14 protein-coding genes are annotated in these 14,115 nt (G+C 69.5%); 7 read left to right on the forward strand and 7 right to left on the reverse strand.

What is annotated here, in order from left to right; genetic code table 11:
• Nucleotides 1-161: 161 nt before the first annotated feature.
• Entirely contained in the window at nt 162-1,268 is a 1,107-nt protein-coding gene (locus tag ABZ552_RS33420) for a M48 family metallopeptidase (protein ID WP_281875025.1), read from the forward strand.
• Between the two features lie 39 nt (nt 1,269-1,307).
• Here ABZ552_RS33420 and ABZ552_RS33425 read toward each other — a convergent pair whose 3' ends face one another.
• Nucleotides 1,308-1,949 carry a disulfide bond formation protein DsbA gene (locus ABZ552_RS33425; RefSeq protein WP_281875026.1) on the reverse strand — a complete coding sequence of 214 codons (642 nt, stop codon included), beginning with the start codon at nt 1,947-1,949 and terminating at the stop codon, nt 1,308-1,310.
• Between the two features lie 181 nt (nt 1,950-2,130).
• Between ABZ552_RS33425 and ABZ552_RS33430 the strand changes: the two genes are divergently transcribed.
• From ABZ552_RS33430 to ABZ552_RS33445, 4 genes are all read left to right on the forward strand, one after another.
• The gene (locus ABZ552_RS33430; protein WP_281916863.1) at nt 2,131-3,366 is read left to right on the forward strand and encodes an FAD-dependent oxidoreductase; all 1,236 of its coding nucleotides are present in this window, start codon (nt 2,131-2,133) and stop codon (nt 3,364-3,366) included.
• Nucleotides 3,367-3,472: 106 nt separating this feature from the next.
• Nucleotides 3,473-3,874: a YciI family protein gene (locus tag ABZ552_RS33435; protein ID WP_201298038.1), complete on the forward strand. Its 402-nt coding sequence runs from the start codon at nt 3,473-3,475 to the stop codon at nt 3,872-3,874.
• Entirely contained in the window at nt 3,871-5,136 is a 1,266-nt protein-coding gene (locus ABZ552_RS33440; protein WP_357441867.1) for a DUF6596 domain-containing protein, read from the forward strand. Before ABZ552_RS33435 ends, ABZ552_RS33440 begins: the two co-directional genes overlap by 4 nt.
• An 83-nt stretch (nt 5,137-5,219) precedes the next feature.
• A complete protein-coding gene (locus ABZ552_RS33445) occupies nt 5,220-5,696 on the forward strand; it encodes an NUDIX domain-containing protein (protein WP_281875029.1) in 477 nt (158 codons plus the stop codon).
• A gap of 3 nt (nt 5,697-5,699) precedes the next feature.
• Here the strand turns inward: ABZ552_RS33445 and ABZ552_RS33450 are convergent, their stop codons facing one another.
• Nucleotides 5,700-6,536, reverse strand: coding sequence for a phosphoribosylaminoimidazolesuccinocarboxamide synthase (locus ABZ552_RS33450; protein ID WP_357441869.1), 837 nt, complete (start codon nt 6,534-6,536; stop codon nt 5,700-5,702).
• A gap of 208 nt (nt 6,537-6,744) precedes the next feature.
• Between ABZ552_RS33450 and pepN the strand changes: the two genes are divergently transcribed.
• A complete protein-coding gene (gene pepN / locus ABZ552_RS33455; protein ID WP_281875031.1) occupies nt 6,745-9,327 on the forward strand; it encodes an aminopeptidase N in 2,583 nt (860 codons plus the stop codon).
• A gap of 55 nt (nt 9,328-9,382) precedes the next feature.
• On the opposite strand, the gene ABZ552_RS33460 is transcribed toward pepN, so the two are convergent.
• The 4 genes from ABZ552_RS33460 to ABZ552_RS33475 form a co-directional block, all read right to left on the reverse strand.
• On the reverse strand, nt 9,383-9,847 hold the full coding sequence (locus ABZ552_RS33460; protein ID WP_281875032.1) for a DUF5130 domain-containing protein: 465 nt from the start codon (nt 9,845-9,847) through the stop codon (nt 9,383-9,385).
• Nucleotides 9,834-10,112, reverse strand: coding sequence for a hypothetical protein (locus ABZ552_RS33465; protein ID WP_063025042.1), 279 nt, complete (start codon nt 10,110-10,112; stop codon nt 9,834-9,836). The genes ABZ552_RS33460 and ABZ552_RS33465 overlap by 14 nt, the downstream gene beginning before the upstream one ends.
• Before the next feature lie 104 nt (nt 10,113-10,216).
• Complete coding sequence (locus ABZ552_RS33470) at nt 10,217-11,821, reverse strand: alpha-amylase family glycosyl hydrolase (protein ID WP_357441872.1); 1,605 nt, start codon at nt 11,819-11,821, stop codon at nt 10,217-10,219.
• 205 nt (nt 11,822-12,026) lie between these two features.
• Nucleotides 12,027-12,431, reverse strand: coding sequence for a globin (locus ABZ552_RS33475; protein WP_281875034.1), 405 nt, complete (start codon nt 12,429-12,431; stop codon nt 12,027-12,029).
• Nucleotides 12,432-12,674: 243 nt separating this feature from the next.
• Here ABZ552_RS33475 and ABZ552_RS33480 point away from each other — a divergent pair, with 243 nt between their 5' ends.
• Nucleotides 12,675-13,379, forward strand: coding sequence for an HNH endonuclease (locus tag ABZ552_RS33480; RefSeq protein WP_281875035.1), 705 nt, complete (start codon nt 12,675-12,677; stop codon nt 13,377-13,379).
• A gap of 4 nt (nt 13,380-13,383) precedes the next feature.
• On the opposite strand, the gene ABZ552_RS33485 is transcribed toward ABZ552_RS33480, so the two are convergent.
• Nucleotides 13,384-13,950 carry an XRE family transcriptional regulator gene (locus tag ABZ552_RS33485; protein ID WP_281875036.1) on the reverse strand — a complete coding sequence of 189 codons (567 nt, stop codon included), beginning with the start codon at nt 13,948-13,950 and terminating at the stop codon, nt 13,384-13,386.
• Nucleotides 13,951-14,115: the final 165 nt, after the last annotated feature.

Here is a 14,115-nt window from a genome sequence, read left to right on the forward strand (position 1 = left end):
CAGGCGTCCGCGACGCGACGGCAACAGGGCACGCCCCGCGATTAACACCGCGGTGGGCCCGCGCGAATCGACTGGTACGACAGCTGTGTTCGCGGCCACAGGGCCCGGTGACACGGCCGACGCGCCAACCCCGTTCCCGGCAACTGAATAGAGTTCATCGCATGCAGCCGTTCGAACCCCAGCCGCCCGACCAGGCGGGCCGACAGGCCGACCCGTACGCCCCGCAGGGCGGGTGGGTCCCGGCTCCGGACACGCCTGCCGCATCCTACGGCCAGCAGTACACCTCGGGCTCACATCCGGCCGCTCCCCCGATCGGGTACCCGGCGCCGTACGGCTCCTACCCCGGTCTCCCGGTGCCGCCCCCAGCGCCGCCGCAGCGGCAGCCCCGCGGCCTGTCGCCGTTCGGCATGCCCGCCCGGCACAGCTGGGAGATCCCGATGCTGGTCGTGGTGGTGGTGCTGACCGTGTTCGCGTACCTGATCGCGCTGGTGCTGCTCGCGACCGGCAACTTCGACCAGTACGTGCTGGCGTTCGCGGCCGCCCCCCTGCTGCTGTGGTTCGGCCGCGGCATCAACTACGCCGGTCAGCGGGTCAACGGCGTGAAGATGTCGCCGACCCAGTTCCCCGAGGGCTATCAGATGGTGGTGGACGCCGCCGCCCGCTTCGGCATGGCGAAGGTGCCCGACGCCTATGTCGTGCTCGGCAACGGCCAGATCAACGCGTTCGCCAGCGGCCACGGCTTCCGGCGCTACGTGGTGGTCTACAGCGATCTGTTCGAGATCGGCGGCGCCGCACGCGAACCCGACGCGCTGGCGTTCATCATCGGCCACGAGGTCGGCCACATCGCGGCCGGGCACGCGTCGTACTGGCGGCAGCTGGGCATGTTCCTCGTCCCGTTCCTGCCGATCATCGGCAACAGCCTGATCCGCGCGCAGGAGTACACCGCGGACAACCACGGTTACTGCAACCGGCACACCGGGGCCTCCGCCGCCATGGGCACCCTGGCCGCGGGCAAGTACATGAACCGGCTGATCGGCTTCGACGAGATGGCCGATCGCGCGGCTGTCGAGAAGGGATTCTTCGTCTGGATGGTGAACGCCCTGTCCAGCCACCCGGTGCTCACCTGGCGGATGTGGGCGCTGCGCGACCGCAGCAGGCACGGGAAGCTGTTCCTGCGCCCGGCGCCGCCCGCGGGCGCGGGCGTGCCCGCGGGCTACGCGAGCTCCTACGGTCAAGTACCCGCGAGCCCGCCGAAGTCCGTGCTCTGACCGATGCGGGTGCCGCCCGGCGGCACCCGCGCACACTGCTCAGTCGAACGACGGATCTTCCGTCCGCGTGCGCTTCAGCTCGAAGAAGTGCGGGTAGGACGCCAACGCCACGGCGCCGTCCCAGAGCTTGCCCGCCTCCTCTCCGCGCGGGATCCGGGACAGGACCGGACCGAAGAACGCGGTCCCGTTGATGTGGATGGTCGGGGTGCCGACGTCCGGGCCCACCTTGTCCATCCCCTCGTGGTGGCTCTTGCGCAGCGCCTCGTCGTAGTCGGTGCTCTCCGCGGCCGCGGCCAGCTCGGCGGGCAGGCCGACCTCCGCCAGCGAGTCGGCGATCACCGCGGCGAGGCTTTCCTTGCGGTTGTCGCGTTCGTACTCGGCACGGCGGTTGTGGATGCGCGTGCCCATCGCGGTGTAGAGCGGCAACAGCACTTTGTCGCCGTGCTCCTGCGCCGCGGCGATCGCGACCCGGACCGGGCCCCAGCCCGTGTCGAGCAGCTCCTGGTACTGCGGCGGCACATCCTTGCCTTCGTTCAGCACCGACAGGCTCATCACGTGGAACCGGGCTTCGATGTCGCGCACCTGCTGGACCTCGAGAATCCAGCGGGACGTGATCCAGCACCACGGGCACAGCGGGTCGAACCAGAAATCGGCGACGTCCTTGGTGACTTCGTCGGTCACGGGCGGCTTCCTCTCGATCGCATGCGGACGGACGGCGCGCACACTTCGCCGCCCTACCTCGACCAACCACGGCGGCTGCCGATTCGTTCCCACCCGGGGAGCCGTTTCCACCAGCCGCGCGCACGGCGGCCAGTAGGGTTGATCGGCAGGAGCTTGGTTCCCTTCGGAGAAGGAGTCCGCTATGAGTCCTGACCAGCGTTTCGTCATCGTCGGCGGCGGACTGGGCGCGGCCAAGCTCGCGGAAGCGTTGCGCGCCAAGGATTTCGACGGAAGCGTGACGCTGATCGGCGCCGAGGAGCAGCTGCCCTACGACCGGCCGCCGCTGTCGAAGGAGCATCTCGCCGGGAAGAAGGCGCTGCCGGAGTTCACCGTCGTTCCCGCGCAGTGGTACCGCGACCACCACGTCGACGTCCGCCTCGGTACCACCGTCACCGGGCTCGACCCCGCGGCGAAGACGATCACCCTGCCCGACGATTCCACCCTGCCCTACGACAAGCTCGCGCTGGCCACCGGTTCGACGCCCCGGACGCTGCCGGTCCCCGGCGCCGACGCGCCCAACGTGTACACGCTGCGGACCATCGAGGATTCCGACACCTTGATCGAGCTGTTCGCCAACGCGACGCGCCGGATCGTCATCATCGGAGCGGGCTGGATCGGCCTGGAGGTCGCGGCGGCGGCGCGGGCGGCGGGCGTCGAGGTGACCATCGTCGAGCGCGCCGATCTGCCGCTGCTGGCGGTGCTCGGGCCGGAGATGGGCCAGGTGTTCGCCGACCTGCACCGGGCCAACGGCGTGGATTTCCGGTTCGGCGCCCAGGTCGAGGCGATCACCACCGAGGACGCCATCGCCACGGCGGTCGCCAACGGCGTCCGGCTCGCCGACGGCAGCACGATCGAGGCCGACGCCGTCCTGGTCGCCGTCGGCGCGCGCCCGAACGTGGAACTGGCCGCCGACGCCGGGCTCGCGGTGGACGACGGCGTGCTCGTCGACGAGCGGCTGGCCACCAGCGACCCGGACATCGTGGCGGTGGGCGACATCGCCGCGCAGCAGCATCCGGTCCTGCGCCGGCGGATCCGGGTCGAGCACTGGGCGAACGCGCTCAACCAACCCGCGGTCGCCGCCGCGACCATGCTCGGCCACGAGGCCATCTACGATCGGCTGCCGTACTTCTTCACCGACCAATACGACCTGGGCATGGAATACACGGGGTTCGCCGCGCCGGACGAGTGCGCCAGGGTCGTCGTCCGGGGTGACACGGCGAAGCGCGAGTTCGTAACCTTCTGGCTGGCCGCGGACAACCGCGTGCTCGCCGGGATGAACGTGAACGTGTGGGACGTGACCGACCGGATCAAGGAACTGATCCTGTCCGGCGATCCGGTCGACCCGGACCGGCTGGCAGACGCCACGGCGCAGCTGTGATGTGGATCACTGACTGGACAGGTCGAATCCGCGCGCTGGGCTCCGACCTCTTCGCGAGCGCCACCGGGGCGCTCCACGCGACCGAACGCAGGAGAGGAAACGAATCATGAAGTACATGCTGCTGAAGACCTACGGACCCACCGCGTACTGCGACACACCGATCAACGAATGGTCCCCGGAAGAGATCCAGGCGCACATAGACTTCCAGCGCGCGCTGGGTGCGCAGCTGGCCGAGGCGGGCGAGCTGGTGGACGCGCAGGGTTTGGCCGGGCCGGAAGAGGCGCGGATCGTCAGTTCGGACGGTCGATCGGCGCCGGTGGTCACCGACGGGCCGTTCCCGGAGACCAAAGAGTTCTTGGCGGGATACTGGATCGTCGACGTGGACAGTCCCGAACGGGCCTACGAGATCGCCGCGCAGGCCTCCGCCGCACCCGGCCCCGGCGGTAAACCGATCGGCGAGTACATCGAAGTGCGCGCGGTGATGGGCGCCCCCGCCACCGAGCAATGAGCGACCGGCGTGCGGTGCCCGACGACACACCGCTCCCGGCGAGCACCGAGGACCTGCTGCGCGCACTGGCGCCGCAGGTCCTCGGAACGCTCGTTCGCCGGTTCGGCGACTTCGACACCGCCGAGGACGCGCTGCAGGAGGCGCTGCTGGCGGCCGCGACCCAGTGGCCGCGGGACGGCCTGCCGGACAATCCGCGGGCCTGGCTGATCCAGGTCGCGCAGCGCCGCATGGCCGACGCCGTGCGCGCGGAGGTGGCCCGGCGGCGCAGGGAGACCACGGCCTTCGACCGCGAGGTGACCGACGCGGTCCCGGTGGACCACGACGACACCCTCACCATGCTGTTCCTGTGCTGTCATCCGGCGCTGTCGCCCGCCGCCGCCATCGCGCTGACGCTGCGCGCGGTGGGCGGACTCGGCACCGAACAGATCGCCCGCGCCTTCCTGCTGCCGGAAGCGACGATGGCGCAACGGATCACGCGGGCGAAGAAGAAGCTGGCCACGGTCGAGCGGCCCTTCGCGCAGCCGGGTGACCGGCACTGGCGGGAACGACTCGGCGCGGTCCTGCACGTGCTGTACCTGATCTTCAACGAGGGCCATACCAGCAGTTCCGGGCCCGCGTTGCAGCGGACCGATCTGTCCGACGAGGCGATCCGGCTCACCAGGGCCGTGCACCGGCTGCTGCCCGACGACTCCGAGGTCACCGGCCTGCTCGCGTTGATGCTGCTCACCGACGCCCGCCGCGCGGCACGCACCGGCGCGCACGGCGAACTCATCCCGCTGGCCGAACAGCGTCGCGCGCTGTGGGATCGGGCGCTGATCACCGAAGGGACGACCCTCGTCACCGGCACGCTCGCGGGCGGACTGCGCGGCACCTATCAGATCCAGGCGGCCATCGCGGTTCTGCACGCGCAGGCGCCGCGGGCCGAGGACACCGACTGGACCAAGATCCTGGCGCTGTACGAGCGGCTCGAACAGCTCTCGGACAATCCGATGGTGACGCTCAACCGGGCGGTGGCGACGGCGATGGTGTCGGGCCCCGAAGCCGGTCTCGCGCTGATCGAGACGCTCGACGACCGGCTGCAGGGGACCCACCGGCTCGACGCCGTGCGCGGACACCTGCACGAGATGGCCGGCGCGGTGGACGCGGCCATCGGTTGCTACACCAGGGCCGCCGCCCGCACGACGAGCGTCCCGGAGCGGGACTATCTCACCATTCGCGCGGCGCGGCTGCGCCACGAAGCGCGTGCGAATCTCGCTGGGTGAACCTGCCTTCCGGTGCTCCGGCGACGCGCCGGGCGATAGCGGGCGAGGACGCTCGCCGATCGCGACCGGGCAGACTACGCGGTGTGGCAGGCAAACACAGTGCGGGAGTCCTTCTCTTCCGCCGGACCCCGGACCGCGCCGTCGAGGTGTTGCTCGGGCATATGGGCGGTCCGTTCTGGGCGCGAAAAGATCTGGGCGCTTGGTCGATTCCGAAGGGCGAGTACGAGCCGGAGGCCGAGGACGCGCGGACGGCGGCGCGCCGCGAGTTCACCGAGGAGCTCGGACTGCCGGTCCCGGACGGCGCGTGGCTGCCGCTGGGCGAGACGCGCTACAGCGGCGGCAAGAAGATCCTCACGGTCTGGGCCGTCGAAGGCGACCTCGACCCCGCCGCCGTGGTGCCGGGGACCTTCGAGCTCGAATGGCCGCCGCGCTCCGGCCGGTTCGCGCAGTTCCCGGAGATCGATCGCGCGGAGTGGTTCGACGCGCCCACCGCGCGAGCGAAGCTGGTCGCCGGCCAGCGGCCCTGTGTGGACCGGCTGGCCGAGTTGCTCGCGGACTGACCGTCAGCGCGGCACGGCGGCCCAGGCCCGGCCGGTGATGAGTTCGTAGGCCTCGACGTACTTCTGGCGCGTCGCGTCGACGACGTCCGGGGGGATCTCCGGGCCGGGCGCCTCCTTGTTCCAGCCCGTGGAGGTGGACCAGTCGCGGACGAACTGCTTGTCGAAGGAGCGCTGCGCGCGGCCGGCCTCCCACTCGTCGGCGGGCCAGAACCGCGACGAATCGGAGGTCAGCACTTCGTCGCCGAGGGTGAGCACGTCGCCGTCCCAGCCGAATTCGACCTTGGTGTCGGCGACGATGACACCACGTTCGGCGGCGTGCGCGGCGCCCCGGGCGTAGATGTGCAGGGTCAGGTCGCGCAGCCGCTCCGCGACCTCGCGCCCCTCCTGGTTCACCACGTCCGCGAAGGTGATCGACTCGTCGTGGCCCTCGGACGCTTTGGTGGTGGGTGTGAAGATCGGCTCCGGCAGCTTGTCGCCCTCGCGCAGTCCGGGCGGCAGCTCGACCCCGCACACCGAGCCCGTCCGCCGGTATTCCACCAGCCCCGACCCGGTCAGGTAACCGCGCGCGATGCACTCCACCTGGACCATCTTCAGCGGCTTGACCCGGATGCCACGACCAGCGAACTCGGCGGGCACGTCGGTGGCGGAGACCACGTGGTTGGGCACGTCGGTGAAGTACTCGAACCACCAGTTCGACAGCTGGGTCAGCAGCGCGCCCTTGTCCGGGATGGGCGTCGGCAGCACCACGTCGTACACCGAGACCCGGTCGGAGGCGACCAGCAGCAGCGTGTCGCCGTCCTCGTACAGGTCACGCACCTTCCCGGCGTGCACATGCTTCAACGTCGAGCCTCCGAATCCGTGCTGGTGAACCGTGCTGTACCAGGCACAATACCGCCGGCCCCGAGCGCGGCCGTCGCGCCGTCCGCCGTGCAGGCGCGCAGGGGCCGACGGACATCGGGGTTTCTCGGGAAAGTCCCGCGCGGCCCGCCGCACCGAAGTGGCATTGTGGGTGTCGCCCGTGCCAGTTCTTCGACCCCGAAGGAGCCTTATGTCCGCACCCAATCTCACTCGCGACCAGGCGATCGAACGCGCCGCGACGGTGTCGGTCGAGAACTACCGCGTCGAGCTGGACCTCACCGACGGTGCGGGCGCCCCGGGCGAGCAGACTTTCTTCTCCCGCAGCACCGTCACCTTCACCGCGACGCCGGGCGCGAGCACGTTCATCGACATCGTGGCGCGCGGCGTGCGCTCCGCGGTGCTCAACGGCACCGCGCTGGACGTCTCCGGCTACGACGAGTCGACCGGGATCACGCTGACCGACCTGGCCGAGCGCAACGAGCTGGTGGTGGAGGCCGACTGCGAGTACTCGCACACCGGCGAGGGCCTGCACCGGTTCGTCGACCCCACCGACGACGCCGTGTACCTGTACTCGCAGTTCGAGACGGCCGACGCCAAACGGATGTTCGCCTGCTTCGACCAGCCCGACCTCAAAGCCACGTTCGATCTCGCGGTCACCGCACCGGAGGACTGGCAGGTGATCTCCAACGCTGCCGTCGTGCAGACCGTCGCGCCAGAGCCGGGCAAGCACGTCTTCCGCACTACCCCGCGGATGAGCACCTACCTGGTCGCGCTCATCGCCGGCCCGTACGCGCAGTGGACCGACGTCTACACCGACGACCACGGCGACATCCCCCTCGGCATCTACTGCCGCGCCTCGCTGGCCGAGTACATGGACGCCGAGCGGCTGTTCACCGAGACCAAGCAGGGTTTCGGCTTCTACCACCGCAACTTCGGCGTCCCGTACGCGTTCGGCAAGTACGACCAGCTGTTCGTCCCGGAGTTCAACGCGGGAGCGATGGAGAACGCGGGCGCGGTGACCTTCCTGGAGGACTACGTCTTCCGGTCCAAGGTCACCCGGGCGTCCTACGAGCGCCGCGCCGAGACCGTGCTGCACGAGATGGCGCACATGTGGTTCGGCGACCTGGTCACCATGAAGTGGTGGGACGATCTGTGGCTGAACGAGTCGTTCGCCACCTTCGCCTCGGTGCTGTGCCAGTCCGAGGCCACCGAATACGCCAACGCCTGGACCACGTTCGCGAACGTGGAGAAGTCGTGGGCCTACCGGCAGGACCAGCTGCCGTCCACGCACCCGATCGCCGCGGACATCCCCGATCTGGCCGCGGTCGAGGTGAACTTCGACGGCATCACCTACGCCAAGGGCGCCAGCGTTCTGAAGCAGCTGGTCGCCTACGTCGGCCTGGAACCGTTCCTGGCCGGTCTGCGCGCGTACTTCGCCGACCACGCCTACGGCAACGCCACCTTCGACGATCTGCTGTCGGCGCTGGAGAAGTCGTCCGGACGCGACCTGTCCACCTGGGGCGCGCAGTGGCTCAAGACCACCGGGCTGAACATCCTGCGCCCGGAGTTCGAGGTCGACGGCGACGGGAAGTTCAGCTCGTTCGCGGTGGTGCAGGAGGGCGCGCAGCCGGGCGCGGGCGAGCGGCGCGTGCACCGTCTGGCGATCGGCGTGTACGACGAGCGGGACGGAAAGCTGGTGCGCACCGAGCGGGTCGAACTCGACCTCGAGGCTGCCGAGCGCACCGAGGTGCCCGCTCTGGTCGGCGTGCCGCGCGGCCAATTCGTGCTGGTCAACGACGACGACCTCACCTACTGCTCGATCCGTCTGGACGCCGATTCGCTCGACGTGCTGGTCAACCGCATCGCCGACATCGCGGAGCCGCTGCCGCGCACGCTGGCCTGGTCGGCGGCCTGGGAGATGACGCGCCAAGCCGAGTTCCGCGCCCGCGATTTCGTCGCGCTGGTCGAGCGTGGTGTCGGCGCCGAGAGCGAGATCGGCGTGGTGCAGCGGCTGCTGATGCAAGCCAATACCGCGCTGAGCAGTTACGCCGATCCGGAATGGGCCGCGACCACCGGCTGGCCGGAATTCGCCAATCGGCTGCTGGAGCTGGCGCGTGAGGCGGAGCCGGGTTCGGACCACCAGCTCGCCTTCGTCAACGCGCTGACCGGCGCGAAGCTGTCGGCCTGGCACACCGAGGTGCTCGGCGAACTGCTCGACGGCGACCCGGCCAAGGTCGGGCTGCCTGGCCTGGTGATCGATACCGACCTGCGCTGGCGAATCGTCTCCGCACTCGCCGCCGCGGGCGAGCTGGACGCCGAGGGCCTGGACACGCCGGTCATCGACCAGGAACTGGCCAACGACCCCACGGCCGCGGGCAAGCGGCAGGCGGCCGCCGCGGCGACGGCGCGTCCGATCGCCGAGGTGAAGGAGCAGGCGTGGGCGACGGTGATGGGCGACGACACGGTGCCCAACGTCACCGCTCGCTCGATCGTCGGCGGCTTCGCGCCCGCAGGTCAGGGTGAGCTGCTCGCCCCCTACGTGGAGCGGTACTTCGCGGAGGTCCCCGGCGTCTGGGAGCGTCGCTCCAGCGAGGTCGCCCAGACCGTGGTGGTCGGCCTCTACCCGCACTGGGCGATCAGCGAGGACGCGGTGGCCGTCGCCGACAAGTTCCTCGCCGGCGACCACCCTCCGGCGCTGCGCCGCCTGGTCAGCGAGGGCAAGGCGGGCATCGAACGCTCGCTGCGCGCCCGCGCGTTCGACGCACAGCCGTGAACGAAACCGGCGCGTCCACCCGGTTCGGGTGGACGCGCCGGTGCGGCGTTCCTTATTACCTTCCGATGGCGGCGGCCATCACGCGGACCGCGGAGACCACGCCGTCGATCAGCTGTCCCTGCCGGAACGAGCTCAGCGCGGCGGTGACGCCGAGCTGGCAGACGCGGTCGTTCGCGCGGTCGGCGACCGCCCGGCCCGAGCGCACCTCGATCGCCTTGTCGTTGGGCGAGACGGCGATGAGCACCGAGTGCGCCGCCTCTGGCGTACCGGGGAAGATCGCGTCCGCACCCGCGGCCGGATCCTCACCCAGATCGCCGATGTAGACGTTGAAGCGCACCTTGGTCGCGCGGGTGGCCTCGGTGAGCACGTTGTCCATGGTGAGCCGCTCTTCATCGTTGAACGGCGCTTCCTTGAACACGTCGCCCGCCTCGTGCACGCCGGAGACGCGGCCACTGCTGGTGATCGCGTATCCGTGCGGCAAATCGGCTTCGACCACCGCGGGCCACTTAGAACCTGCCACTTGCCCGTCCTCCGATCAGCTCCACCTCGGTGGACTCGATGGCCGCATGCAGTCCATGCGGGGTTTCCGCGAAGTGGTGACCGGAGCCGATCACCTCTTCGGTGGCACTCCACAGCACCGGCTGCTGGGTCCACTTCTGACCGAGGGCGAAGTGGACCGGCTTCTCGCCAGGCAGTGGCTTACCGAGGAACGACAATCCGGCGATCACGCCGTAGATCACCAGCGGGATGCCGGCGAAGATCAGCACTGTCTCGAGAATGCTCACGGATCAAAGGTAGACGATCCTCTGTAGTAGTTCTCCGTCCGGTCGAGCCGGACCGCCGTCCGTGTCGGTCGAACCCGTGCCGAGCTGGGGTTTTCCGTCGTAGCTCAGACCAACCAGGCGGCCGCGTTCGGCGGCAGCTGGCCTCCCTCGGCCTGCGCACTGGCCAGCAACAGGTCTCCCGGCGGTAGCTGGATGGGTGCGTCGGAGGCGTTGAGCACGCAGACCAGCCCGCCCGGGCGGCGGAACGCCAGACAACCCGCCGGGCTGCCGTACCACTCGATCCGGTCCCCCGCGAACTCCGGCCGCAGTGCGCGCAGTTCGATCGCCAGGCGATACAGCGACAAGGTCGACCCCAGCTCCTCGAGCTGCGCCTCGACGGTCAGCGGCGCCCAGTCGGGCGGAATCGGCAGCCACGGTGTCCCGGTGGTGAACCCGAACGGCGGCGCGACGCCCTCCCACGGCAGCGGCACCCGGCAGCCGTCGCGGCCGCGCTGGGTGTGCCCCGACCGTTCCCACACCGGATCCTGCAGCACGTCGTCCGGCAGGTCGTCGACGTTGGGCAGCCCCAGTTCGGAGCCGTTGTAGATGAAGACCGCACCCGGCAGCGCGAGTTCCACCAGAACCATCGCCCGTGCCCGCGCGACGCCGAGCGCGCCGCCGCCGTACCGGGTGACCTCCCGCTCGATGTCGTGGTTGGACAGCGTCCAGGTGGGCACGGCGAAGACCGGCGCCACGGCGGCGAGCGAGTTGTCGATCGCGTCGCGCACGGCGTCAGCGTCGAACGCCGATTCGGCGAGCCGGAAGTTGAACGCCAAATGCAGTTCGTCCGGGCGCACGTACTCGCCGAAGCGGGTGTTGTCGTTCACCCAGACTTCGCCGATGGTCACGGCGTCCGGATACTCGTCGAGCACCTTGCGGATCCTGCGGTGAATGTCGTGCACGGCGGGATTGTTGAAGCGGGGGTCGCTGTCGTCGTGCGCGAGCAGGGCCGAGACGGACAACTCGGGCATGTCCGGCAGACCGTCGGGCTTGGCCATGCCGTGCGCGACGTCGATCCGGAAACCGTCCACACCGCGGTCGAGCCAGAACCGTAGCGTCTGCTCGAAATCGGCGGCGACCTCAGGATCTGCCCAGTTCAGGTCGGGTTGCTCGCGGGCGAAGATGTGCAGGTACCACTGGCCGGGCCTGCCGTCGGGTTCGGTGATCCTGGTCCACGCGGGACCGCCGAAGATGCTCGGCCAGTTGTTCGGCGGCAGAGCGCCATCGGGGCCACGGCCGTCGCGGAAGATGTACCGGTCGCGTTCCGGGCTGCCGGGAGCCGCCGCCAGCGCCGCCCGGAACCATGGGTGCTGATCGCTGGTGTGGTTGGGCACCAGGTCCATGGTGACCTTGATCCGGCGGGCATGCGCCTCGGCGATCAGCGCGTCCATCGCGGCGAGCCCGCCGAAGAGCTGGTCGATGTCGCGCGGGTCGGCAACGTCGTAGCCACCGTCGGCCATCGGCGAACGCATCACGGGGCAGATCCACAGGGCGTCGACGCCGAGCAGTTCGAGATAGCCCAGTTTGTCCCGGACTCCGCCGAGATCGCCGACCCCGTCGCCGCTCGAGTCCGCGAAGGATCTGGGATAAACCTGGTAGAACACGGCGGACCGCCACCACGACGGGGTGGTGGGATCCGCCGGCGCCGTTAAGGCTGGTGCATCACTCACATCGCAATAGTGCCAAAGTTTCGACGGTCGAGTGCTCGCGCACTATGACGATTCAGAGCATTGGCAAATGATCAGCACTGCCAGCTGTTCAAGCGAAAAGCACTGCTCCACCACGTTTCTCACGCGCGAGGGTCCGGTCACCGTCTGGCGATCAGCGAATCCGCCGCCACCACAACGCGGTAGAAAACACACCGGCGCCACACGGTCAGAAGGGGGCGTTCACCAGCGAATTGGCCGCCATCTCCAGGTAGTCGAGCAGCGCCTTGCGATGCTCGTCGTCCAGGATGTCGGGCTCGATCTCGGCGACCGCGATGCGCATACACCGCAACCACGCGTCCCGCTCGATCGGGCCTATGGTGAACGGCATGTGCCGCATGCGCAGGCGGGGATGGCCGCGTTCGTCGGAGTAGGTGCGCGGACCACCCCAATACTGCTCCAGGAACATCCGCAGACGACGCTCCGCCGGGCCGAGATCTTCCTCCGGATACAGCGGGCGCAGCACCTCGTCGGTGGCCACCTCCCGATAGAAGGTCGCGACGAGCCGCCGGAACGTCTCCGCCCCGCCGACCGCTTCGTAGAACGACGTCGCCGTTTGCTCGCCCGAAGTCATAGACCCTCTCGATTCACCGGATGCGTCGCCGTCCATTGTGCCCGCGCCGGGTCACTGCCGCCGCACCGCCCATCCGCCGCCGCTCGGCAGCCGGAACATCGCGCCGGAATGGCACTTCAGCCACAGTTAACCGGACATTGTCGAAAATCACCGTGCAATGCCCGACATTCCATGGTCAACTGGGTGACAGTCTCTGCTTTGCAGATACCACATGATCCTGCCAATCATGAAATCGAGGTCGAGATGAAGCAGCGGCACGGCGCCCGATCACACGAGGCGCGAGCGCACCGACAACTCGAGCCCGCCGACGTCCACAATCGTGGGTCGGGGGCTACTCCGCTGCACATCTTGTCCGAACGATATCCGGGTGGACATCGTGGCCATCACGACCACGGCCCCCGCCCCACCGCCCCGCCCGCCGAGGGCACGAACTGGCTCAAGAGCCGGGTGCTGCTGTTGAACGCCACCTACGAGCCGCTCACCGCTTTGTCCGCGCGCCGCGCGATCGTCCTGCTCATCTGTGACAAGGCCGACGCGATTCATCACAACGACGAAGGCCCGGTAGTGCACTCCGCCGAGACGTCGGTGGCCATTCCTTCGGTGATCCGTCTGCGCACCTACGTCCACGTCCCGTACCGCGCCCGGGTGCCGATGACCCGCGCCGCCCTCATGCACCGGGATCGCTACCGCTGCGGATACTGCGGCGGCAAGGCCGAGACCATCGACCACGTCATCCCGCGCAGCCGCGGCGGAGCACATTCCTGGGAGAACTGCGTCGCCAGCTGCGCGCCGTGCAACCATCGCAAAGCCGACAAGCTGCTCAGCGAGCTGGGCTGGACGCTGCGGGCCCCACTGGTCTCCCCGAAGGGACCGCACTGGCGCCTTTTGTCCACCACCGCCGAACTCGACCCGGTGTGGTTGCAGTACCTCGGCGAAGGCGCCGCCTGACGGATCAGGTGTACTCCACCACCAGCGTCGCCCAAGTCGGCGACGCCAATGCCTCGAACACGTGCGGCCGATCACCCGGGTAGGCGATGTAGTCGCCCGGGTGCAGCTCGACCGGTGCGTCGACCGGCCCGACCAGCGCGCGGCCTTCGGCGAGCAGCACGTGCTCGACCACACCGGCGATATGCGGATCCGATCGGCGCGCATGTCCCGGTTCCGCGGTGATGCGGAACAGGTCACGGCGGGAGTTGGCCGGCCCGGCCGCCAGCAGGGTCGCCCGGTATTCCGATTGCTCGGCTGCCACCACCGGGCCTTCACCGGCGCGGATCACGTGGACTTTCGGGCGCGGCGGGTCGAGCAGCCGGGAAAACGGCATGTCCAGTGCGACGCACAACGCCCACAATGTCTCCAGGCTCGGGTTCCCCGCTCCCGATTCCAGTTGCGACAGCGTGGACTTAGCGATGCCCGCGCGGCCTGCGACCTCGCTCAACGACAATCCGGCCCGAGTGCGCTCGCGGCGCAGCGCGGCGGCGATCACCGCCTGCGGTGTTGTCGTCGCGTCCGGCTGCGTCATTCCCTCTCCGTTGGTTTTCCAGCGCCTGCGGCGCTGCGTGTTCGCGGCCCCTTTATGGCTCGCGTCCGAGCGACCGCCGCTGGCGACTTCGTCGCGGACGCGGCGGCCGCGGGGGCGCCAGCCCGGCCCCGCCCGGGCGGGGGGGGGTGGGGCGTAGGGGGGTGG

This window comes from Nocardia sp. NPDC019219 (assembly GCF_040632645.1).
Lineage (GTDB): Bacteria > Actinomycetota > Actinomycetes > Mycobacteriales > Mycobacteriaceae > Nocardia > Nocardia sputorum.

Excerpts from the sequence above, each read along its gene's own strand:
- ABZ552_RS33475 (WP_281875034.1), bottom strand. The coding sequence starts at position 12,431 with ATGACTTCGGGCGAGCAAACGGCGACGTCGTTCTACGAAGCGGTCGGC.
- ABZ552_RS33420 (WP_281875025.1), top strand. The coding sequence starts at position 162 with ATGCAGCCGTTCGAACCCCAGCCGCCCGACCAGGCGGGCCGACAGGCC.
- ABZ552_RS33440 (WP_357441867.1), top strand. The coding sequence starts at position 3,871 with ATGAGCGACCGGCGTGCGGTGCCCGACGACACACCGCTCCCGGCGAGC.
- pepN (WP_281875031.1), top strand. The coding sequence starts at position 6,745 with ATGTCCGCACCCAATCTCACTCGCGACCAGGCGATCGAACGCGCCGCG.
- ABZ552_RS33435 (WP_201298038.1), top strand. The coding sequence starts at position 3,473 with ATGAAGTACATGCTGCTGAAGACCTACGGACCCACCGCGTACTGCGAC.
- ABZ552_RS33430 (WP_281916863.1), top strand. The coding sequence starts at position 2,131 with ATGAGTCCTGACCAGCGTTTCGTCATCGTCGGCGGCGGACTGGGCGCG.
- ABZ552_RS33480 (WP_281875035.1), top strand. The coding sequence starts at position 12,675 with ATGAAGCAGCGGCACGGCGCCCGATCACACGAGGCGCGAGCGCACCGA.
- ABZ552_RS33485 (WP_281875036.1), bottom strand. The coding sequence starts at position 13,950 with ATGACGCAGCCGGACGCGACGACAACACCGCAGGCGGTGATCGCCGCC.